This window comes from Fusobacterium sp. IOR10, from assembly GCF_010367435.1.
GTDB lineage: Bacteria > Fusobacteriota > Fusobacteriia > Fusobacteriales > Fusobacteriaceae > Fusobacterium_B.
Map to the genome: position 1 here is coordinate 1 of NZ_WJWY01000008.1, position 23,529 is coordinate 23,529.

Annotated in this window: 22 protein-coding genes; all 22 read right to left on the reverse strand. The window is 27.0% G+C overall.

The annotated features are described in order from the left end of the window. Window positions 1–634: UTP--glucose-1-phosphate uridylyltransferase (locus GIL12_RS03225; RefSeq protein WP_163468921.1), on the reverse strand; the 634-nt coding region annotated here is incomplete at its 3' end. A gap of 17 nt (window positions 635–651) precedes the next feature. After that, window positions 652–1,677 (reverse strand): dTDP-glucose 4,6-dehydratase, encoded by a 1,026-nt coding sequence (gene rfbB / locus GIL12_RS03230; RefSeq protein ID WP_163468922.1) that lies wholly within the window; start codon window positions 1,675–1,677, stop codon window positions 652–654. Between the two features lie 13 nt (window positions 1,678–1,690). Further along, window positions 1,691–2,563: a glucose-1-phosphate thymidylyltransferase RfbA gene (gene rfbA / locus GIL12_RS03235; RefSeq protein WP_163468923.1), complete on the reverse strand. Its 873-nt coding sequence runs from the start codon at window positions 2,561–2,563 to the stop codon at window positions 1,691–1,693. 60 nt (window positions 2,564–2,623) lie between these two features. Then, window positions 2,624–3,721 (reverse strand): DegT/DnrJ/EryC1/StrS aminotransferase family protein, encoded by a 1,098-nt coding sequence (locus tag GIL12_RS03240; RefSeq protein WP_239056047.1) that lies wholly within the window; start codon window positions 3,719–3,721, stop codon window positions 2,624–2,626. Between the two features lie 25 nt (window positions 3,722–3,746). After that, the gene (locus GIL12_RS03245) at window positions 3,747–4,304 is read right to left on the reverse strand and encodes a GNAT family N-acetyltransferase (protein ID WP_203522500.1); all 558 of its coding nucleotides are present in this window, start codon (window positions 4,302–4,304) and stop codon (window positions 3,747–3,749) included. Between the two features lie 16 nt (window positions 4,305–4,320). Continuing rightward, window positions 4,321–5,274 (reverse strand): DegT/DnrJ/EryC1/StrS aminotransferase family protein, encoded by a 954-nt coding sequence (locus GIL12_RS03250; protein ID WP_163468924.1) that lies wholly within the window; start codon window positions 5,272–5,274, stop codon window positions 4,321–4,323. A gap of 9 nt (window positions 5,275–5,283) precedes the next feature. Further along, complete coding sequence (locus GIL12_RS03255; protein WP_163468925.1) at window positions 5,284–6,483, reverse strand: acetyl-CoA carboxylase biotin carboxylase subunit family protein; 1,200 nt, start codon at window positions 6,481–6,483, stop codon at window positions 5,284–5,286. Between the two features lie 44 nt (window positions 6,484–6,527). Continuing rightward, window positions 6,528–7,955: a lipopolysaccharide biosynthesis protein gene (locus tag GIL12_RS03260; protein WP_163468926.1), complete on the reverse strand. Its 1,428-nt coding sequence runs from the start codon at window positions 7,953–7,955 to the stop codon at window positions 6,528–6,530. After that, window positions 7,945–9,252, reverse strand: coding sequence for a glycosyltransferase (locus GIL12_RS03265; RefSeq protein WP_163468927.1), 1,308 nt, complete (start codon window positions 9,250–9,252; stop codon window positions 7,945–7,947). The genes GIL12_RS03260 and GIL12_RS03265 overlap by 11 nt, the downstream gene beginning before the upstream one ends. 62 nt (window positions 9,253–9,314) lie before the next feature. Continuing rightward, the gene (locus GIL12_RS03270) at window positions 9,315–10,271 is read right to left on the reverse strand and encodes an EpsG family protein (protein ID WP_163468928.1); all 957 of its coding nucleotides are present in this window, start codon (window positions 10,269–10,271) and stop codon (window positions 9,315–9,317) included. A 357-nt stretch (window positions 10,272–10,628) separates the two neighbouring features. Then, on the reverse strand, window positions 10,629–11,558 hold the full coding sequence (locus GIL12_RS03275) for an ATP-grasp fold amidoligase family protein (RefSeq protein WP_163468929.1): 930 nt from the start codon (window positions 11,556–11,558) through the stop codon (window positions 10,629–10,631). Between the two features lie 414 nt (window positions 11,559–11,972). Beyond that, window positions 11,973–13,094, reverse strand: coding sequence for a glycosyltransferase (locus GIL12_RS03280; protein WP_163468930.1), 1,122 nt, complete (start codon window positions 13,092–13,094; stop codon window positions 11,973–11,975). Between the two features lie 13 nt (window positions 13,095–13,107). After that, complete coding sequence (locus GIL12_RS03285) at window positions 13,108–14,112, reverse strand: GDP-mannose 4,6-dehydratase (RefSeq protein WP_163468931.1); 1,005 nt, start codon at window positions 14,110–14,112, stop codon at window positions 13,108–13,110. A gap of 8 nt (window positions 14,113–14,120) precedes the next feature. Continuing rightward, window positions 14,121–15,431: a UDP-glucose/GDP-mannose dehydrogenase family protein gene (locus GIL12_RS03290; protein WP_163468932.1), complete on the reverse strand. Its 1,311-nt coding sequence runs from the start codon at window positions 15,429–15,431 to the stop codon at window positions 14,121–14,123. 19 nt (window positions 15,432–15,450) lie between these two features. Next, the gene (locus tag GIL12_RS03295) at window positions 15,451–16,551 is read right to left on the reverse strand and encodes a glycosyltransferase family 4 protein (RefSeq protein WP_163468933.1); all 1,101 of its coding nucleotides are present in this window, start codon (window positions 16,549–16,551) and stop codon (window positions 15,451–15,453) included. Then, window positions 16,548–17,435 carry an NAD-dependent epimerase/dehydratase family protein gene (locus tag GIL12_RS03300; RefSeq protein ID WP_163468934.1) on the reverse strand — a complete coding sequence of 296 codons (888 nt, stop codon included), beginning with the start codon at window positions 17,433–17,435 and terminating at the stop codon, window positions 16,548–16,550. Before GIL12_RS03300 ends, GIL12_RS03295 begins: the two co-directional genes overlap by 4 nt. Continuing rightward, window positions 17,435–18,115, reverse strand: coding sequence for a sugar transferase (locus tag GIL12_RS03305; protein ID WP_163468935.1), 681 nt, complete (start codon window positions 18,113–18,115; stop codon window positions 17,435–17,437). The genes GIL12_RS03300 and GIL12_RS03305 overlap by 1 nt, the downstream gene beginning before the upstream one ends. A gap of 10 nt (window positions 18,116–18,125) precedes the next feature. Further along, window positions 18,126–19,943 (reverse strand): nucleoside-diphosphate sugar epimerase/dehydratase, encoded by a 1,818-nt coding sequence (locus GIL12_RS03310; RefSeq protein ID WP_163468936.1) that lies wholly within the window; start codon window positions 19,941–19,943, stop codon window positions 18,126–18,128. A gap of 103 nt (window positions 19,944–20,046) precedes the next feature. Next, a complete protein-coding gene (locus GIL12_RS03315; RefSeq protein ID WP_163468937.1) occupies window positions 20,047–20,361 on the reverse strand; it encodes a hypothetical protein in 315 nt (104 codons plus the stop codon). A gap of 19 nt (window positions 20,362–20,380) precedes the next feature. Further along, complete coding sequence (locus GIL12_RS03320; protein WP_163468938.1) at window positions 20,381–21,160, reverse strand: hypothetical protein; 780 nt, start codon at window positions 21,158–21,160, stop codon at window positions 20,381–20,383. Window position 21,161: 1 nt separating this feature from the next. After that, the gene (locus GIL12_RS03325) at window positions 21,162–22,070 is read right to left on the reverse strand and encodes an ABC transporter permease (RefSeq protein WP_163468939.1); all 909 of its coding nucleotides are present in this window, start codon (window positions 22,068–22,070) and stop codon (window positions 21,162–21,164) included. A 170-nt stretch (window positions 22,071–22,240) separates the two neighbouring features. After that, window positions 22,241–23,524, reverse strand: coding sequence for an efflux RND transporter periplasmic adaptor subunit (locus GIL12_RS03330; protein ID WP_163468940.1), 1,284 nt, complete (start codon window positions 23,522–23,524; stop codon window positions 22,241–22,243). Window positions 23,525–23,529: the final 5 nt, after the last annotated feature.

The window sequence follows — 23,529 nt, forward strand, 5'->3', positions numbered from 1 at the left end:
TTAGAAGATATCTTCCTAGGCACGCTAGTGTTGATGGAGCTTCTTTTATACTTGGTTTCTCTATGAAATTTTCCACTGCAACTGTTTTTTCATCTAAGGTTACACCTGGTTTTACTATTCCATATTTGCATACATCTTTTTCATTAACATTTTGTACTCCTAGTACACTTGCTCCATATTTTTCATATGTTTCTATTAATTGAGAAGTTGCTGTTTTCCCCTCTGTATGAACTATATCATCACCTAGAGCTATTATAAATGGATCATTTCCTATAAATGGTTTTGCCTTTAATATTGCATGGCCTAACCCAAGAGGATGAGTTTGCCTAACATAAAATATATTAGCTAAATTTGATAAATATCTAACTTTTTCAAGTAATTTATACTTTCCTTGTTCCTTTAAAGTTTCTTCTAATTCAAAGGAATAATCAAAATGATCTTCTATTGAATTTTTATTTCTTCCTGTTATTATTACTATGTCTGTTATTCCTGATTTCACTAACTCTTCAACTATATATTGAAGGGATGGCTTATCAACTATCACAAGCATCTCTTTAGGTTGAGCTTTTGTTGCTGGTAGTACTCTTGTCCCTAGCCCTGCTGCAGGTATAACTGCTTTAGTTACCTTCCTCATTTCTCCCTCCTAAATCATTACTTATTTTTCTTTTCATACATTTTTTTATAATAATTTTTATACTCTCCATTGATAATGTTTTCCCACCAAGAAGTGTTGTCTAAATACCATTTAATTGTCTTTTTTATTCCTTCATTAAATGAAGTTTCAGGTTCCCAGTTTAATTCATTTTTTATCTTTGTAGGATCAATTGCATATCTCATATCGTGACCTGGTCTGTCTGTTACATATTTTATTAAATCTTCTGATTTTCCAAGTTCTTTTAAAATTGTTTTAACAACTTCCAAATTAGTTTTTTCATTGTGTCCACCAATATTATAAACTTCTCCAATTTTTCCATTATGTATTATCTTATCTATTCCTATACAGTGATCTTGAACATAAAGCCAATCCCTTACATTTTCTCCCTTTCCATATACAGGTAAATCTTTATCATTTAATGCATTTGCAATTATCAATGGTATTAATTTTTCTGGAAAATGATAAGGACCATAATTATTAGAACATCTTGAAATTGTTACTGGAACTTTAAATGTTCTATAATATGATTGCACTAATAAATCAGCTGAAGCCTTTGAAGCAGAGTATGGACTTGAAGTATGGATTGGTGTTTCCTCTGTAAAAAATAAATCAGTTCTATCCAAGGGTAAATCCCCATAAACTTCATCTGTCGAAACTTGATGATATCTCTTTATTCCATATTTTTTACAAGCATCTAGTAAAACCCCTGTTCCTAAAACATTAGTTTTTAAAAATATTTCAGGATCTTCTATGGATCTATCCACATGACTTTCTGCAGCGAAATTAACTATAATATCTGGTTTTTCTTCCTGAAAAAGATTATAAATAAAAGATCTATCTGCAATATCTCCTTGTATAAACTTAAAATTATTATTTGACATAACAGACTCTAAAGTAGCTAGATTTCCAGCGTAAGTTAATTTATCTAAGCATATTATTTTATAGTTATTATATTTTTTCAACATATAGTGGACAAAATTCCCACCTATGAATCCAGCTCCACCTGTTACAATTATTTTCATAAATTACTCTCCTTTAAATTTTTCCATTAGCAACTTTTAAAAGATATTGTCCATAATTAGATTTTCCATATATTTTAGCAGCACTTAATAGTCTTTCTTTATTTATCCACCCATTAGCATAGGCTATTTCCTCTAGTGAAGCAATTTGAACATCTTGCCTAGTTTCTATTACCTTTATGAATTCTGATGCCTCAGATAATGAATCAACAGTTCCAGTATCTAACCAAGCATAACCTCTTCCAAGAGTAACTACATTTAAAGACCCATCTTCCAAATACATTTTATTTAAATCTGTAATTTCAAGTTCTCCCCTTTTTGATGGTTTAACTTTTTTAGCAAATTCAACAACTCTATTATCATAAAAATATAGCCCTGTAACACAATAATTAGATTTAGGATTTTCAGGTTTTTCCTCTATGGATATAGCCTTTCCATTTCCATCCATTTCAACTATTCCAAATCTTTCAGGATCAGGTACATAATATCCGAAAATAGTAGCCCCATTTTTATTAGAAACTGCGCTAGCTAACTTTCCTCTTAAATTTGCACCATAGAATATATTGTCACCTAAGATTAAAGCACAAGAATCATTTCCTATAAATTCCTCTCCAATTATAAAAGCTTGAGCAAGACCATCAGGACTAGGTTGTTCTTTGTAACTTAAATTTATCCCGTACTTGCTTCCATCACCAAGTAATCTTCTAAAGTTTGGTAAATCATCTGGTGTTGAAATTATTAATATATCTTTTATTCCTGCAAACATAAGAATTGAAAGTGGATAAAAAATCATTGGTTTATCGTATACAGGTAGAAGCTGTTTAGAAGTTACCATTGTTAATGGATAAAGTCTTGTTCCAGATCCCCCTGCAAGTATTATTCCTTTCATAACTTCCTCCCATATAAAAATAGCCTTTATACTTTTATGCATGTATAAAAGCTATTTTGTTTATTTTAAAATAATATCACATATTTTATCTACTGTTTCCAAATCTAAATCTGCATAAAGAGGTAATGTTAAAACTCTTTCTGATATATGTTTTGCCACTGGTGTGTCATTAGATGAATATTTATCTTGATAACATTTAAAATCATTTATAAGGGGATAGAAATATTTTCTTGGTATTATATTTTTTTCTTGTAATAATTGAAACATTTCATCTCTATTATATTTATAACCATCAAAAACTACAGGAAAATATGCATAATTTGATTTCACACCGTCTTGAATAGGGGATAATTTTATGCCTTTTCTACTTCCTAATCTTTCCCTATATTTTTCTACAACTTTTTTTCTTCTTAATATTTCATCATCCACATGTCTTAAATTACAAATTCCCATTGCAGCTTGAAATTCATTCATCTTGGCATTTCCCCCAATGTATTCAACTGTTTCTGGTCCTGTAATACCAAAATTTTTGATATCATTTAGAATTTTATTTAGTTTTTCATCTTTATATGTTACTGCTCCACCTTCTATAGTGTTAAATACCTTTGTAGCATGGAAACTAAACATTGATGCATCACCAAAGTCTCCAATACCAACACCATTTATTTCCTCTCCAAATGTATGAGCTGCGTCATATATAACTTTTAAATTATGTTTTTTAGCAATTTTTTCTATTTCATATACATTACAAACATTTCCATATACATGAACTGGAACTATTGCACATGTTTTATCAGTTATTAAATTTTCTATTTTAGAGGCATCCATTGTGTAATCATCTTTATTAATATCACAAAACACAGGAGTAAGACCACATCTAGCAATTGCATGAGTAGTTGAAGCAAATGTGAAAGGAGTTGTTATAACTTCCCCTTGTAATTTCATAGCTTTTAATATACATTCAAGGGCTAAGTGACCATTTGTAAATAATTTTATCTCAGAAACTTTTAAATATTCTTTTAATTCTTTTTCTAAAGTTTTATGTTTAATCCCCATATTTGTAAGCCAATGAGAATCCCATATATCTTTTATTTCTCTACAATATTCTTCATAATTAGGCATTGATGAACGAGTAACCAATATTTGTTTATTTTCCACTATAATCCTCCTTAAAAATATTATTCTAATCTTTCCAATAATTGTTTTTTTCTATTAATTTTTTATAATCACTTTTCAAAATTCCACCTATTAATAAATTATGATATTTCCCATTTTTAAAAATACAATTTCTTTTCTTTCCCTCTATTACGACACCTGTTTTAATTGCTAGTTTTTGAGAAACAATATTTTCCTCTAATATAAAAATATCTAATCTATTTAATTGAAGTTCTTCAAAAGCATATTTAGTTAAAGTCATTATCGCATCTGTGCCAAATCCTTTTCCTCTTATTTTTTCTTTTGCCAATTTAATTCCTCTTGTTGCTTTTCTATTTTTCCAATCAATATTAGATAAATTAGCTTGTCCTATAACTTCTCCAAATTTGTCTTCAATTATGAATCTTAAATTATTTTGATTTTGAATATTATTCTCATACCATTTTTCTTGCTGATATTTAGAAACTGGAAAAGCCCACCCAACAACTAAATTTTCCATTTCAGAGTCATTTAGCATTGTTCTCATAAATTCTAAATCTTCTTTTTCTATGGCTCTAAGAGTTACTAATTTCCCTTCTATATTCATTATTTCATCTCCCTTATTATCCTAAATATTTTTTTATATTTTCTATAATAAATTTCATATCTTCAGCTGTATATCTTTGATCACAAGGTATCGGTAAAATATTTTTACTATACTTATATTCTATTGTGCCCTTCTTATTTTCCTCTAATACATTTGGCCAAAGAGTTGGAACATATATTTTATATTTTAATAATCTTTCTCTTATTTCTTCTCCATTTTCTAAATACAGTGGATAAGAAAAAGCCACTTCTGGGATTTTTATATTTAATTTATTTGATTCTTTTAAAAAACTATGCAAATATTTGAAATTTTCATTTCTAATTTCAGCTATTTTTTCATAATCAATTGCTCCTAAAATATTAGAAGTTAATTTTGACATATACTTCATAGGTTCATCTATAAAACTCTTATCATTAGTCTTAAATTCCTTATAATAATCTGATGCTTCCCCCTCGTAACGACCTAACAAATGTTTGAATCTATCCTTTGATAAATCACTTTCTAATTCTATATTTAATTTTTTATCTATTGAGGCGTAAGCTCCATCAGGAACACCAAAAAATTTTCTGCAACTATAAATTGTATCAACATTCTGTACTGGTTTCTGAAAAAAAGCTTGTGTATTATCAATTACAATATTTTTATATTTTATTTTTAATTCTTTTATTTTTTCATTTTTTAATTGTCCAAAACAATTAACAATTAAAATAGCTTCATTTTTTTCTAAAGTTTTACTGAAAATTGGTAAAAAATCTTTTCTAATATTAAAATATTCAAATTCAATATTTTCTCTTTTCAAGACATTAATAACTGAATCACAAATATATTTAGGAATAAAAACTTTTTTTATATTTTTAGCTTTCAATACATAAATTAAAGCATTTCTTCCTGTATTTAAAGAAACCAAATCTTTATGATATTCGTTTTTTATCAAATTTTCAAATTGAAAATATCCACCTATTTCTTTCATAAAACACTCCTACATTAAGTCTATTTTAATTAAATTATTTATATTGTTTAATTTAATTTTCATTTCTTCTAAACTTTCAAATTTAAAAAATACTATTCCTAAAGCTTTATTTGCACTATTAAAGTATTCTATATTATCCTCTTTTTGTTTATAAAGAACTTTTTTTATAATATTTGATTTTAAGGAATCATCAAATATTATTTCATTTAAAATCCCATTTTTGGAGCTATGAATATTATGAGTTGCATTGAAACTATCTTTTGAACTCTTATTTTCTAAATTTATGTTATAATTTCCCATTGCACACTCTATTGTTAATAAAACCATATCTACATCACAAATTATTTTTAGTAAATCTGGAATCATATTCCCACCATTTCTTGGTCCTACTTCTATTAAATATAAATCATCATCTTTGTCAAACATCATTTCTAAATTAAAACCACCAAAATTTATATTTAACAATTTTATAAGTCTATTAATTGTGACTTCTATTTTTTCTTTTTGACTTTCTGATATCATTAAAGGATAGCTTTTTCCTACAGGAACTAACGGGTTAACACTAGTATCCCTATGACAATTTAATAACCCCCAAAATTTAACTTCTCCATCTATCACAAAACAATCTCCACCTATTATAAAATCATGAGATTTTTCTATAAATTCTTCAATTATAACTTTCCTATTTCTAGATACTTTTAAAGAATTATTAAATATTTTTTCAAAATTTTTATCAGAATTTAGTTTCACAACTCCTTTACTTCCTGAAGAATCAACTGGCTTTATCATCACTGGAAATTTAAACTTTTCTAAGCTTTCTTTAGCTTCTTTAAAATTATTGAAATTTTTAGCTAATGGACAATTAAAATTATTCTCTGCTAAAAAATTTCTAAACTTATCTTTGTAGGCTAATATTTCAACAGATTTATATGGATTTGTTGGTAAATTTAATTTTTCTGCTACATATGCTGCTGTTGGAGCTGCTGGATCTGAGGCATAGGCAACTATTCCATTTATTTTTTCTTTTTTAGCTACCTTTAATATTGATTCTTTATCAGTAGTACTAACGCAATAAAATTTATCTGCATGATATTGCCCTGGATTATCTTCTAAATAATCACAAAGTACTGTGAAATAACCTTGCTTTTTAGCACACTCTATTGCTGGAATTTGTTGAGTTGAACCTCCTAATAATAATATCTTTTTCATAAAAACCTCTCTTTATTTTTTATTTAAGACTTCTTTAATTGTATTTAATAAATATTTAATAAATATTTATAACATTCTAATTTAAAAATTATTGATAATAACACATAAGAAATTCCACCAAAAATTACTTGAATTACTATTAATGAGAAATTTCCTTTAACTATATAACTTAAAAAATATATTAATCCTCCCATTATTAAAGAAATCAATAATGATGGTAAAATGTCAAAGATTTGTTCTTTATAAGCATAATTTAAAAGTTTTTTATTGGGATAAGAATTTATAAATGTTGAAATAATTCCACTTAAAAGCATACCTAAAGCAACTGCATATACTCCATATTTAACTGATATTATCAATATTGTAACACCCATTATTTTCTTTATTATTTCTAATTTTAAAAATATATCACTTCTTCCAAGTGCATTAATTGCTTGTAAATTAGCTGTATGTATTGGCCACAGAGAATAAGAAGCACAGAAAACCCATACAAAAGGAACACATGGTAACCACTTCTCAGTTAATAAAAGTATTACCAAAGGTTTTGATATTACTGCAAGTCCTATCATCATAGGAAATATTATAAAGGAACTTGTAACTATTGCTCTTCTCATTATTTGTTTAACTCTAATTTTATCATCTTGTTCTGCTGACATTGCAGGAAGTAATACAGAAGTTATTGATCCATTGATATTAGTTACTATTATTTGTGGAAATTGGTTTCCTCTATTGTAATATCCCAGTGTTGATGGGCTATATATTTTTCCTATGATCAAACTTCTTAAATTTTTATATAAGGTGTCTAGCAAAGCTGAAGCTAATAGTTTCCCACCGTAAGAAAATAACACTCTAATTCGTTTAAAAGAAAAACAACATTTAGGTCTCCACTTAACTGTTCCCCACAATATTATTGTGATCAACAACTGATTTATAAGTTGTTGATAAACTAAAGCCCAAACTCCATAACCTTTATAGGCCATCACAATTCCAATAACTCCAGATATTACCACTGCGCCTAAACTACTTTTAAATAACTTTTTAAATTGCATTTTTCTTGCTACAATAGCATTTTGAATAGAAGTTACTGCTCCTATAAATAAAGTTAAAGAAAGAACTCTAAGAATCAATATCAATTCTTTTATTTCGTAAAAATCAGCAACTACAGGGGCTATAAAAAATAAAACTGTATATAATATTAATGCTACAAACATACTTAAATAAAATACAGATGAATAATCATCTTCAGTTATATCTTTCCCCTGAATCAAAGCTGTATTAAATCCACTTTGAACAAAAACTCTAGCTAATGCTATAAATATAGTTATCAGAGCTATAATTCCATAATCATTTGGAGTTAGTAATCTCGCTAAAAATATTTGTAATATAAATTGAACTCCTTGAGTTCCTCCTCTTTCCATAAATTTCCAAATAAGAGAAGATAATATTTGTGATTTTCCTATTTTATTTTCCATTCACAATTTTTCCTTTTAATTTTTTTAATTTTATATACAAATCAGGACAATAACTTTTAAATAGATAAAGAATATGCAATCTATTTGTTTTATAAATATCTAAAATAAATAGATATTTATTTATGTTATTAAAATTTACAATACTTTTTGAAATATTATTATTCTTAAATATTCTTTCACTTTCATAGATAGGATTTTTAGGAATAAATGAACTATACGATTTTTTAGAATATAAAATATATTCTTTTTCACTTAAATTAAAAGCATATTCTAAATATTTTTCAATGGGTTCCCCTGTAATATTTGATGTAGTTAAAAATTTTGATTCAGGTAAAAACCCATACCCTTCACAATTGTAAGAATAATGTCTTACAGGTATGGAAATAACACCATTTCTAGAAGCATCCCTTATACTCCCTGCCACTCCAACATAAATATATGTATTTCTAAAAAAATTATGTAATTCATCATAGCTAACTTTATTTAATAAAATTATATCTTTTTTAATATTAAAAGGTAACCCCGCTATTTTAGCTTTCAATAATTCTTTCCCACCACCATATCCAATTATTGTTAGTTTTAACTGCTTATATTTTTCTTTTAACAAACAAAAACTATTAATCAAACCAAAAATATATGCTTTATGAGGAAATTCAAAACGAGTTATTGATAATATATTATATTTATTATTTTTATATCTTTGCTTTGCATCTTTTTCAGAAAAAAATAAACCTGTCTCGAATGAGCTACGTTCATCATAAATTTTTCCCTTCATTTGAGAAAAAATATTATAATGATTAGTCAAACCTTCAAAATGAGATTTATTACCATAAAAAATATTGTTATTTTTATCCATATTATAATAAATTTCTTTTGTTTTATCTTTTATTTTTTTTCTTAAAATTTTAGGAAAATTTTCTTCAAAAAATAAATTTTTACCCTTAAAATGAGCTACCCAAAAAAAAGTATTAAATTCTAAATAATTATATTTTTTTTTAATCATTTCTAAATGTAAAAAATCATAAAAAGAAAAAGAAAAAGCTACTATTTTTTCACCAGCAGAAAATTTTAATTTTAAATTTTTTACCCAATTTTTTTTATAACCTTCCATTAAAATAATTTCTACATAACCATCTAACAAATCTTTTTCAAATCCTTTATCTATAATCAATTCTCTATTCTTACATATCCAAATAATTCGTATATTATCTTTTTTTAATAATCTTATTAATTTTATTAAATATTTTTGAATCCCACCTAAATTAAAATCTCCATAAATAAATAAAAATGTTTTCATTTTTTCTCCTATTCTATACAATATTTAACATACTAATCTGTAAATTTTTAAACTGCCCCTTTCTAACTATCAAAATAAAATTTATATGGAACTATATATCCCAAATTTCTATCTAATAATATATAAAAATAATAACTAGTTAATAAACAAACAACTATTATTACTATAAATCTTGAATTTTTTTCTTTAATTTTATAAATAATATTTGGAATAAAAACTATTAATCCTATAGAAAAATAACTTACTACTCTACTAAATAAAGCAAACTTTAAAGATATAATTTGTAAAATTACTGCAATGTTTATCATATGATAAAACATATAATTCTTATCTTTTTTTATTTCCAATTTTTCTAAAAAATATCCTACAAAAAGAACTGTCGCAAGCATAATTAACATTCCTTTCCCATTACCACTTCTTAAATTTTCAGAATATCTTATTTCATATTTATTTGAATAATGAAATAATAAATTTAATAATTTATTAGAAAACAAATAAATTAAACAACTACTTAAAAAACTGTAGAAGATATATATATAATTTATTTTAAAAGGATAAATTATATATATAATTATAAAAAATACAGCTGTCGTATGTATTGAAACCGCAACAAAATAGAAAAGTAAAAATTTTTTTATTTCTCTATCTCTTATATAGCCAAATGTATTTATAAGTATTGATATTGCTATAAGTTGTCTTAATATATTAAAAATGCTAGTGAAATTTCCTAGACTTAAAAATAAAAACAAACTAAGCCAAGGTATATTTGAGTTCTTATAAATAAATTTTATTATTGAAAATAATATTATGAAACTAGTTACAACTAAAAAATATCGTTCGTTGTCACTTATTAACCCAACTATTTTATTAAAAATCGCAAATCCTCTTTCAATCGTTAACTTGTTAGAAAGTAAATCTATAAAACTTGTTTTACTAAATAACTTAAAATAATTTACATACCTTATTGTATCTGCTCCCAAGTAAACAGATCTTAATGATAAAACTAAAAAAAACATCATAAATATAACCCTTTTTTGAATCAATTTATTTTTAATAAAGAAACATAAAAAAATAAATATTAACATTGCAAAATAAATCTCCATATTTTCCCTTTCTTATTAAAATAATTAAATAAATCTCTATTTAATAAATGTCCCCTTACATGAATTTAAAGTTTTCATATTTAGATAATTTATAAAGTCTTGCATGCTTTAAATTGACACCATAATGTTCTGTATAAGACTGGTATAATCTATGCTAATTATAAAGAATCTTCTTTGTTTAATTCTCTTTCCAAAGTTCATTTATTTCTTTCTTTTTTTTCTTTTTCAATTTAATTTTTTCAATACATTTGATTTCACTTTTTCAAAGAATAATTATTTTCTCTTATTTATTATTTTTTTATCTAATTCAAACCAACTTCCTAATAATTCATCATATTTATGAGGTTCAAATTTTTCTAATCCACTAAAATGGCAAAATGTCAACTCTCCAAAATAAACTTTTCCTTTTATATCATAAAAATCTACTCTTACATGAGAAAAATCTTCTGATAATTTTTCAGCTAACTGTTTCATTTTTTCAAAAGAGGAAGGCTTTTCTAATATTATATTAGAATTTGAATAGTGCTGTTTTAAATCAATTTTTTTAAAATCCATATCATAAAAATCAAATTTTGTATTTGTACTTCTATCCAAAGCAACAAACATAATTTTAGCTTTTCCATTGAAACAAAATATTTTATAATCTTTAATATTATCTTCTAAAAATTCCTCTACTACAATTTTTCTAGAAATATTACTATACGAATTTTCTAGAGATAGTATCCCATAATCTAATCTCAATTGATTATTTAATTCTTTTATTATTTCTTTTTTATTTGCTTTTAATTTATCCTTTACTATCTGAACTGGACCGCTATTATGATTAGCTTTAGCTACAAATTGATTTGGCAATTTATCCCACTGCTCTTCTTTTAATTTATCTGTAACTAATAAAAGTGGTATTAAATATTCTTCTCCTATTTTATTCTTTATATATTCTCTTACTCTATATTTATCTGCACATATAGAATATAGTGGATTTTTATCGTATAGCTTTCTAAATTGAATTTTTTCATTAAAAGTTTTTGGTTCTTTATTAAAGTCTATTTCACAACCAACTCTTTCTTTAAACTTTTTTTGAATATATTTTTCTTTAGCTTTATCTGAATTTAAAAGTATTTTAAAACAAACTTCTTGAATCTTTTTAAATAAATAATACAATTTTAAATTTTCACATATAAATTTCTTCAAGCTATTTTTCATTACTTTCTCCTTACATAATGAAGATACAAAATCTTCATATACTTATTTTTGTTATATTATATAATTTACTAAAGTACTTTAGATTATTCCTTTCTCCTATAGCTAGTTTTATTAGTGATAACCTAAATAGCACAAATTTAATACTCTTTATTTTGTTATTTTCTCAAATTTTCAAATAAGTAAAAGTATTGCATAAAGCTTTAATCTACCTGGTTTTATGAAATTAATATATCCAATTATCTTGTAGTAATTCCTTTTTAGGAGTCTCAAGCACTAAGAAAAACTAATAAAATTGATACTAAATTTACAACCACATTACTTTTCAATTCTAAAAAATCCCAAGCGACACCTGCAACTAGAAACCGTTATAGATTAATAGGACAGCACAATAAATTAAAAGTATCTATTTCCAGATTAGAAACAATTTTGATCCCATATTTTAACTATATTTTCTTTAGAATAATATCTTATTCTCTTCAAACTTTTGTCTTTATATTCTTTATATTTTTTTTCATTTTCTAACAATTCTATATTTTTTTCCATTTCTTTTTCTAATATCTTTATGTCTTTATAATTTTCTATTAATATCCCATATTTCCCTTTATCCAACAATTCTGATGGTCCAGACTTACAATTGCTTGATATTACTGGCAAGCCACAAGCCATAGCTTCAGCTAAAGCATTAGGAAATCCTTCATAAAAAGAAGGAAATAAATATACATGTGATTTTGCTAAAAATTTAAATGGATTCTCTTGAAATCCTAATAAAAAAACTTCATTTTCTAGATTTAATCTTTTAATTTGAATCTCTAATTCTTTTCTTAAATTTCCTTCTCCTAAAATTACCAAATTATATTCATTTCTATTTTTAAGTTTTGAAAAAGCATTTATTAAATGCTTTTGTCCTTTTTGATAGATTAATCTTCCTGAATTTATAATGACTTGTTTTTTAAATATCCTTTTATATTTTTCTTCTAAAGATTCACTTGACAATTCTTTTATTTTTTCTAAATCATAAAAATTTGGAATAGATATTGTTTTTTCTTTATTTGAACTATAATTTTCAATTAAGTCTTTTTTACATTCTTTTGATACCGCTATAATCTTATCTGCTTTTTTATAAAAATTAACTATTATAAATTTATAAATTCTTCCTTTAAATCCTTTATACGCATCTGAAATATAATTTCTAACTGATAAAAAACATTTCTCATTTTTTTTAGTTAATAAATTATAGAAATTTGGAATATCCAAAAAACTAATTACAATATCAAAATTATTTTCTTTTTTTATTTTCATTAATTTAAAAAATGCCAAAATTAAATTTATTATTTTAAAAATTCCATTATTTTTTTTAAAGCTATTTAATTTTAATAATTCCCCTTCAAAAGGATAACTTATTTTTTCTCCATCAAAAAGAATTAGATATTTTTTATATTTTTTATTTTCTAAATTTAGCAATAAATTAGAAACAACTCTTTCTGCTCCACCGCCTGATAAAGTTATTATTAAAAAAGCTATTTTCTTTCTTTTCATATTTCCTCTTTCTTTACAATTTTCTATAGTATTTAACATACCAATCTGTAAATTTTTGTAGGCCTTCTTCTATACTTGTTTTAGGCTTGAATCCTATTTCAAGTTGTAATTTATCTGTTGATGCATAAGTTTTAGGTACATCTCCTGCCTTTATAGGCTCATATATTTTCTTGAATTCTATATCTTTATTTAATGATTTACTCAAGCATTTTTCTAAAGTTAATATGAATGTCATTAGTTTCTCTGGGTTATTATTTCCTATATTAAATACTCTATGCAGATTATCTTTATTTGGTCCTTTATCTATTAACTTTTCTATTCCTTCTACTATATCATCTACATATGTAAAATCCCTATAAAGATCGTTTTCAAAGTCACCATTATTATATATATGAATTTCTTCATTATTAAAGTATTTATCTGTAAAACCAAAGTAAGCCATATCAGGTCTTCCCATTGGACCATATACTGTAAAGAATCTAAGACCTGTTGCTGGTATCTTATATAGATGACTATAAGTATATGCCATTAATTCATTTGATTTCTTAGTAGCTGCATATAGTGATACTGGGTTATCCACAGAGTCACTTTCTTCAAAGGGAACTTTCTTGTTATTCCCATATACTGAACTAGATGAGGCATAAATTAAATGTTCAACTGGATAATATCTACAAGCTTCTAATACATTAAAAAATCCTTCCACATTACTTTTAATATATACATCTGGATTTTCTATTGAATATCTCACCCCTGCTTGAGCTGCAAGATTCACAACAATATTTGGTTTTTCAACTTTAAATATTTCAAGTATCTTTTCTTTATTTGAAATATCTTCTCGCGTAAATTTAAAGTTTTCATATTTTTTTAAAATACCCAGTCTTGCATGCTTTAAATTAACATCATAATAATCATTAATATTATCTATTCCTATTACAGTTTCACCCTTTTCTAATAATTTTTTTGATAGATAATATCCTATAAATCCAGCTGCACCTGTTATTAAATATTTTTTATTCATACCTACACCTATCTTCCTATTGAATAATATTCTATATTATTTTCTTTCATTTCTTCCACACTATATATATTTCTTCCATCATATACTAAAGGAGTTCTCATTAATTTAAAATCCTTTGCTTTTAAGTCTCTAATATCTTTCCATTCTGTAAATACAAAACATACATTTGCACCTTCTAGAGCTTTCTGTATACTATCAACGTATGTGATATTTCCATTTGATATTTTACCTTGTGGATATTTTTTATTAAAATTATCCTTTCCAACTGGATCATAAGCATAAATATCTGCTCCTGCTTCTAGTAATAAAGGTATATTTTCTAGGGATGGAGCTTCTCTTAAATCATCAGTTCCTGGTTTAAATGTAAGACCTAGTACTGCTACCTTTAGGTCGTTAAAAGTTATTAATCTCTTTGATGCCTTTTCAAATAGTTTTATTTTTTGTTTTTTATTTATAGCAACTGCAGCTTCAACTGTTTTTAATTCATAATTGTTTTGTTTTGCAAGATAAGCTAGAGCCTTTGTATCCTTTGGAAAACAAGATCCTCCAAAACCTATACCTGCATTTAAAAATCTTGCTCCTATTCGCTCATCATAACTCATTCCCTTAGCTACATCTTGAATATTAGCTCCAACAAGCTCGCATAAATTAGCAATGTCATTCATATATGATATTTTCAAAGCTAGGAAATCATTTGATGCATATTTTATCATTTCTGCTGATCTTCTATTTACAGAAACTATAGGAAGATTAAATGGTTTGTATATTCCCATTAACATATCCTCTGCCCATTTACTTTCTGTTCCTATTATTATTCTAGCTGCATACAAAGTATCTTTAACTGCACTACCTTGAGCTAGGAATTCAGGATTAGACGCAACTTCTACCCGTACATCATTAACTAGAAAATCATGTATAAATTGTTCAACCTTATCATTTGTTCCAATAGGCACTGTTGATTTTACAACAACTAAACAATCCTTTGTTATATTTTCAGCGATTTCCCTTGCAACTTCAGCAATATATGTAAGATTAGCTGCTCCATTTGGAAGTTCTGGTGTTCCTACACCTATGAATATTGCATCAGCTTCTGAATATGCTTTCGCAGCATTAGTAGTATAGTGTAATCTTCCTTCACTATAGTTCTTTTGCATAAGTTCCTCTAAGCCAGATTCATAAATTGGAGAAACTCCACTTTCCATTAATTTAACTTTTTCTTCATCAATATCTACACAAGTAACCATATGTCCTCTTTCAGCAAAACAAACCCCTGCCACAAGACCAACATATCCAGTTCCTGCCACTGCTATTTTGTACATAACTAACTCCTTGTATTTTTTATTTTATAGCTTCTAAATATTTATCAACTACTATATTTACATCAAATTCTTTTTCTACTTTCTTTCTTCCATTTTTTCCCAATTGCTTCCTTTCTTCAGTTGAAAGTTTTAAGAATTTCTCTATGTTTTCAACCATTCCCTGTACATCTTTAGGTTCTGATAAAAAACCATTATATTTATCTTGAACTATATCCTTACATCCTACATTATTTGTTGTAATTATAGGTTTCCCCATAGCTGCACTTTCTATTAAGGAACAAGGGACTCCCTCTCTATAATAGGAAGGAAAGATTATACAATCTGCATTTTTTATTTGTTCTGTTACATCCTTTGAAGTTCCAATATATTTTATATTACTTTCTTTTTCCCAATTTCCTAACTCATTTTTTGAAATATGTCCTGGTTCATCTTCATATACTTTTCCAAGTAATCTAAATTCAACATTTTCATATTTTTTAAAAACTTCCTTTGATATTTCATTTAATATTCTAACACCTTTATTTTCAGAAATTCTGCCAAGATACAAAAATACTATTTTATCATTTTTTTCTGTATTTTCCATAGGTTTAAATCTATTTAAATCAACACCTGATCCTGGTAATCTTCCACAAATATTTCTTTGAATTAAATTATTTTCTAGAAATAAATTCATGTCATCATCATTTTGAAAAAAAACTTTTTTAGGAAATTTAAATGCTATTTTATACAAGAATTTAACCATAGTGTTTACTAAACTTTTCCTACTAAATACATCTCCTAAACCTGTAACATTATTTATTGTAGGAATTCCTAATATTTTAGCTGCAATAGTTCCATAAATATTTGGCTTTATTGTATAATGAAATATATAATCTGGTTTTTCTTCTTTATATACTTTTATATAATTTAATAAAAGTTTCATATCATTAATTGGATTAGTCCCCCTTCTATCAATACTAGATTCTATAAATTTCCATCCATTTTTCTCTATATCCTTACTTGAGCTATCTTTTCCTGCTAAGCAAACTATATTGTATTTATTATCTGATAATGTTTTCATTAATTCATATCTGAAATTATATAAAACAAAAGAATTATTTGCATTTAATAAGATTTTCATCTTTTACCACCAATCATCCTTCTTATTCCCTCTTCATATCTTATTTTAGGAATATAATTTAATTTCTTTCTTGTTAGTTTATTTTCAAATTGCAAACTTCCATATAGTCTTACCATTATATTTGGTTTGATTTTTGTAAGTAGCCAGAAAAATGGTTGTATTAATTTTATGTTAATTCTTTTTTTGTTTATTCCCTTTTCTATACCTTCATATATTTCCTTTAATGAAATATTTTTTTCATCTAATGGTAAGAAAACACCTTCTTTTTCAGTATCTATTACAAGGGATGTTAAATACATTAAATTTTCTATATTAACTAAGCTTCTTCTATTTTTATCATAGTTAAATGGTAACATTGGTAATTTTTCTATTAGCTTTATAAGGCTTTGCATATTACCTTTAACACCCTGCCCGTATACCATAGGAGGCCTTATTACAGAAACTTTAAAATTAGTATCTTCTAAAATTCTAAGTATTTTCTCTGCTTCCCATTTACTTTCCCCATATGGATCATTTTTAGGATTACACTGGCTTTCTTCATTTAATACCATACTATGATTATGTAAATCTCCATCATAGCCATATACCTTTACAGTACTATAAAAAACAAAATGTTTAACTTTATTTTTCTTTGCATTTTCTGCAACTCTTTTAGTAAGATCTGTATTAACCTCAAAATATTTTTCCCTAGGAGCTCCATTCATTTGATGAACCAAAGCTGCCAAATGAAGAATTGTATCAACTCTCTCATAATTTAATTCCTCTGGAGAAGTTTTTAATAAATCTACCTGTATTATATTGTATTTATCTTCATATCTTTTTATAAAGTTACTTCCTATAAATCCTGAAGCTCCAGTTATCATAAGAGTTTTCTTTTTATCCATTAATATTCAACTCCTATCTTACCTACTATTTCATCCTTCTTTTTTAATAAATCTGTGTCCTTTACCACTTGTTCATTTTTTATTTTATTTAATATTTTTAAAAATGTTCCTATTATTAAGAATATATCATTCCAAAAATTTCTTGTTTGTACATAATAAAGATTTAAATCTATTTTATATGGCATTATCTGCTCTATATAAAATTTTTCCCTATCTTTTACTTGATCCATTAGATATTCCTCATCTGAAAATACTATACTAGCTGGGCTAGATATTCCACTTCTCACCTTAAATATCCCCTTATCCCTATCTGAATAATATTTAAGTCTTCTAGGTAACTCTGGTCTTGGACCTATAAAGGACATATCCCCCTTTAGTATATTAAAAAGTTGAGGTAGTTCGTCTATCTTTGTTTTTCTTACAAATCTTCCAATGGGAGTTATAGCCAAGCTGTTTCCACCTACTTGTATTCCCACACCATCTTTGTCAAAATCTGTTCTCATACTTCTAAATTTATATATTGTAAATTCTCTCAATCCCATAGTTAGTCTTTTTTGACTAAAAAGTATTGGTCCCTTTGATGTTAATTTAATAATAATTCCAACTACAACCATTAAAGGTAGGAAAAATATTATTCCTAAAAAAGAAACTATCACATCAAATATTCTTTTTAATAACATAATCTCCCCCTTAGTTATACTCAACTTCCCTGTATGTTGTTATCATCTCATGCATTACTTCTTTTACTTTATCTTTACTTTCTAATTTTATTACATCTCTAAATTTATCCAAATAATAGTCTATATCTATGCTATCATCTGTCATCTTTGTTATAAATATCTTATTATTTTCTGTTTTTATAGCAGCCTTTGTATCATAAAGTAGTTCCTCATATAGTTTTTCTCCTGGACGAAGACCTACTATTTCTATTCCAACCTTTGCATTTGATAGCTTTATCATATTCCTTGCTAGATCCATAATCTTTACAGATTTTCCCATGTCAAGGATGAATAACTCTCCCCCTGTACCAAGTCTTCCAGCTTCTATAACTAATCTACTTGCCTCTGGTATTGTCATAAAGTATCTTGTTATATCCCTATGTGTTACCCTTAGGTTCTTACCCTCTGCTATTAGAGATTTAAATATTGGAATAACTGATCCATTACTACCAAGTACATTTCCAAATCTTACTGCCATAAACTTTGTCTTACTTTCCTTATTCTTATTTTCAACTATTAGCTCACAGGCTCTTTTAGTAGCTCCCATAACATTAGTTGGATTAACTGCCTTATCTGTGGATATCATTACAAATTTATCAACACCACATTCATCAACAACATCAACTAAGTTTTTAGTTCCAAATACATTATTCTTTACAGCTTCCTCAGGGTTATGCTCCATTAAAGGCACATGTTTGTGAGCTGCTGCGTGAAATACAATATCTGGCATATATTTTTTAAATACTTCTCTTAATTTCTTTTTATCCCTAATACTACAAATCTCACTTGTTAAATCAATATTAGGATAATGCCTTTGTATTTCAAGTTCTAGTAAATACAATGAATTTTCATTAATATCTATGTTTATTAATTTTTTAGGATTATATTTTGCAATCTGTCTTGAAAGCTCTGAACCTATGCTTCCTCCACCACCTGTTATAATGATTGTTTTCCCACCTAAAAAATTATGTAATCCACTGTCATCAAAGGTCTGTTCTTCCCTTCCAAGCAAATCATATATATCAATATTTCTAACTTGATCTGTTAGAGATTCTCCATTTAATATATCTGAAACATATGGAAGTATCTTTATTTCAAGTCCTTCTACATTTTTTATTCTATTATATATGGAATTTATTTTCTCTGCATTCATTGAAGGGATAGCTAGTATAAAGGTTTTTATTTTTAATTCTGATATTATATCTATAGCTTCTTTTCTACTTCCAAAAACACGAACTCCATTTATTGACACTGATATTTTTTTAGGATCATCATCTAAAAATCCACATATTTTATATGGGAAATTTTGATTTAATCTACTTTCATGAAGTAGTGCAAGACCAGCTTCCCCAGCTCCGTATATTAAAGCCTTTCTTTTATTAGTGTTCTTTTTTGTCTTATTTGAATATCTTTCTTTTTTCTGAACTCTAAAGAAAAATCTTGCTAACAGTTGCATACTTGTTGAAAAAACAAAGAGCAAAAACACAAACTTGAAAATTAAATTATTTCCACATAATAAAAGAACCCCAGTAATAAAGGCTGAAATTATATTAATAAATACTAGGGTAAGCACATCCCTAGTATCTGTATAACTCCAGCTTACTGCGATTCCATTTTCTATTGATGATATAAAGAAGCAAATTACCAAATACATAAAAACTATTATTTTATTTTCACTATTAACATTATCATAAAGCACTAAACTTGTAAGTATCCCTGCAAAAATAATAATAAATACATCTAACAAAACTTTTATTATTGTTCTTTTATTTTTAAGTATTCTTCCCATAATACACTCCCCTTGTGTAAAATTACATTAGTTTTCTAATAGCTTTTACATTCTACTCCCTTGACATTCAGTTGTCAAGTATTTGGTAAGCTAAAGTATCTTTTTATTTTGCTCCGTAAGCTGTTGTAACTGTTCCGTCTACAACATCCATTGGAGGTTGCACTGTTGGATGTTCTTCTCCAACTACTGGTGCACTCTTATCTGGCATTAAAGCATCCACAAAGGAATCACCTAATCCTTGAGCTGCTGCTATACCAAGTTGTGAAACATCACTTTTTTTCAAAAAAAGTATTTGATGATCAGCTACCCTTTCAACTTTAACTTCATTTCCTACCATTCCTAAAATTATGTATTCTACCTTTTCTGCTCCAAAGGAAACACTTGCTAAAACTGCAAATATCATTATTATTTTTTTCATAAACTGCCTCCCATATTAATTACAATTTAAAACATACACAAACAGAACCTATAAAAGATATTTTATCTTCTTCTCTTTCCTTTGTTAAATCATAAACCCCTGCAGTTACTGAAAGCGGAAAATGAGGAAAAGGTACAAGTCCTACCCCTGCACTTACAATATCAGAAGAATAATCTGCTATTAAACTAACTTGTGGCATTATATATATTGCCCCTGAAACAAAGGGATATATTTTATCCTTTTTATCTCCTGTTTCATTTACCTTTGCAAAATTATTGTTTCCTGCTCCCACTGTAAATACCATTGGAGCTGTGTCATTTGGAAGTAATTTAGTTACTGCTAGATACATGCTAGGACTTGTATCATGATCTCCTCCATTGTCGTGCCATATATTAATATTATCCATCCCAACAGCAACACCTATTAACTGTTCTCTAAAATTATGACCTGCTGAAATATTTAAAGATCCTCTGTTAAAAGCTCCACCATCAACAGGATTAATACTTCCTATTCCAAGGGAAATAGTTCCCCCTATTTTATCACTGTCTCCATATCCCATCCCAACACTTAGTCCACCATCTGTATCATCCTTGTCTGTTATCCCAGAAAGCCCTATATAACCTCCACCAGCTCCTCCTGCCATACCAGAAGGTACATTTAAACTAAAACTTGGTATAGAGCATTCCTCTGCGAAATTACCACATTTACAAATTTCAAATTTTTTAGTTTCATCTCCAACACCTAGTGCCATTGTACTTAAAGCTGCTAAACCTATGATAATCTTTTGGTATCTTTTCATATTACTCCCCCTTCAAGATTTTAACTACACTTTCTTTATTTATTTGTCTAGTGGGATACACACCCATTATTATACCTATTCCTAAGGATAAGATTAAACTAACAGATATTTGAAAGAACCTAAATACAGGATGTATACCTATTAGTTTTCCAATTATCATGCTTCCTGTAATCCCTAGAACTATTCCTGCAAAACTGCCTATTATGGATATTGTTAAAGCTTCCAATATAAATACCATTATAATATTATTTATCTTCATTCCCATGGCCCTAAGTATTCCAATATGCTTGCTTCTTCCCCTTACATTGTTTCCTATTAGATTAAGTATTCCAAAGGCTCCAAGGGCAAGGGATACAAAGGCTATTAAACTTAGTGTTCTATTTACCATTACTTTTATTTTTTCAATTCTCTTGTATACTGCAGGGGTTTCAAGTAATTTTAAATTACTGTTTCCCCCTCTATATTTATTTAATTTTTTAATAAAGAAATTTGCATAATCATTTGGATTTTCCCCCTTGTAAAAGGAGATAATCATAGAATTATATTTGTAAATACCAAATAATTCTTGAAATTCCCTTTGGGACATTATTATTCTATTTCCCTTTTTCATTAGTTCAAAGGGATTTTTTTCTTCGTACATATCTTCAATTAAAAATCTTCTTTCATAGGAATTTACATTTAGCTTTATTATTTCACCTATATTTTTATCCTTGAACTGATTTTTATCAATTATAACTTCATTTTCATTTAAGTCCCTTAGACCTAAGGTTCTCAAAGCTTTTTTAGAATAGGCAATAAAGATAGTATTATCCTGTTCCACCCTTCCCTTTGGAAATACTGTATATTCCACAACAGGATAATTTTCAACCATATCCATGTCCCATTTAGATAGAGTATCTCCCCCTATCATTATTCTATTTCCCCCAAGGGATGATAGATTTTGTTCTATTACAATTTTTCCCCCTAGGGAAATTGATAAAGTTATAATTAAGGATGTAATCCCAAGTGTAACTGCTAAAAATGGAAATACTGCCTTTTTTTATTTCCCAGTATGAATTTTAAAGCTAACCAAAGTTCCATTTACTTCACAACCTTTACCTTTTCTCCCACTCTAACCTTAAAAGGATTTACTATAACTTCTGTTCCTATTGGCAAGTTTAAAACTTCATAGTTGTTTAAACTTCTAGCACCAATTTCAACTTCTGTTTTTTCTGCTAGTCCATCTTTAATTATATACACAAAGTATTTCCCATTTTCTTCTAAAACTGAGAAATTACTTATAACTGGTACATTGGATTTTTCCTTTTTAGATATTTCAACATCTGCTATAAAGCCAGGTTTTAAATCATTTTCCCCTGTTATTCCTATTTCAACTGACACTATTTTATTATTTCCCCTTTGGCTTTCCATAGCTGAAGATGAAACCTTATTTACATAACCTTCATAGGTATTTTTTTTCTTAGAATCTCTAGTTGTTATAACTGCCTTTTGTCCCTTTTCCAAAGTTTCTGCTTCATATGAAGGAACCTCTAACACAACTCTATTTTCTCCCTTAGTTGCAATTGCAAGAAGTCTTTCCCCTGGGGAAATAACACTACCTTCAACTACATCTATCTTTACTATAACACCTGAAATTGTTGATTTAAGAGGTTCCTTTAACTGTTCTTCCCTTAGGGTTAAAGTGTCCCTTTGTAATTTTAATTTTGATAGTTCTGATTTTATTTTAGCCTCGTCAATATTAAGCTGTCTTCTAAGACTCTCATAACTTACTGTCATTAAGTTATATTTTTGTTTGTTTAATTGTAATTTAGTTTTTAATTCATCATATTCCATCATTTTCCCACTTGCTTCTATTGAAGATACACCATCTTCAGCTAAAAGTTTTTCATAGGTTTTTGCTTGTTTTTCAATAACTGGCAATTTTTTGCTGTCATTTTTTATTAATTCCTCTAGGGATTTTATTTCTAATATTTTATTATCTAGCTCTAATTTCAATGTTCCTGAATTTAAATCAGCTATTCTAAGTTCTGCATTTTCAATGTCAAGGGCATTTATCTTCATTTGCTTTTCATTTTCAAATAAACTTTTCTTTGAGAAGAATAGTAGTTCAGTTCCCTCTTCTACCTCTTCTCCTTCCCTTGCAACTATTCTTTCCACAACTGCTGGAGCTTCTATATACAATGGAACTAACTCCCCTGGAATAACAGTTCCACTATATGTCCCTGCATCTGAAAGGGCTCCTATCTCAATTTTTTCAACCTTTACTTCCTTGGTGTTTATTGGGTCAACCCTTAAAAAAAGATATCCTGTAACTAAAACAATAACAGCAATCACTTCTATTTTTCTTCTATTTAAATTAAACATTTACA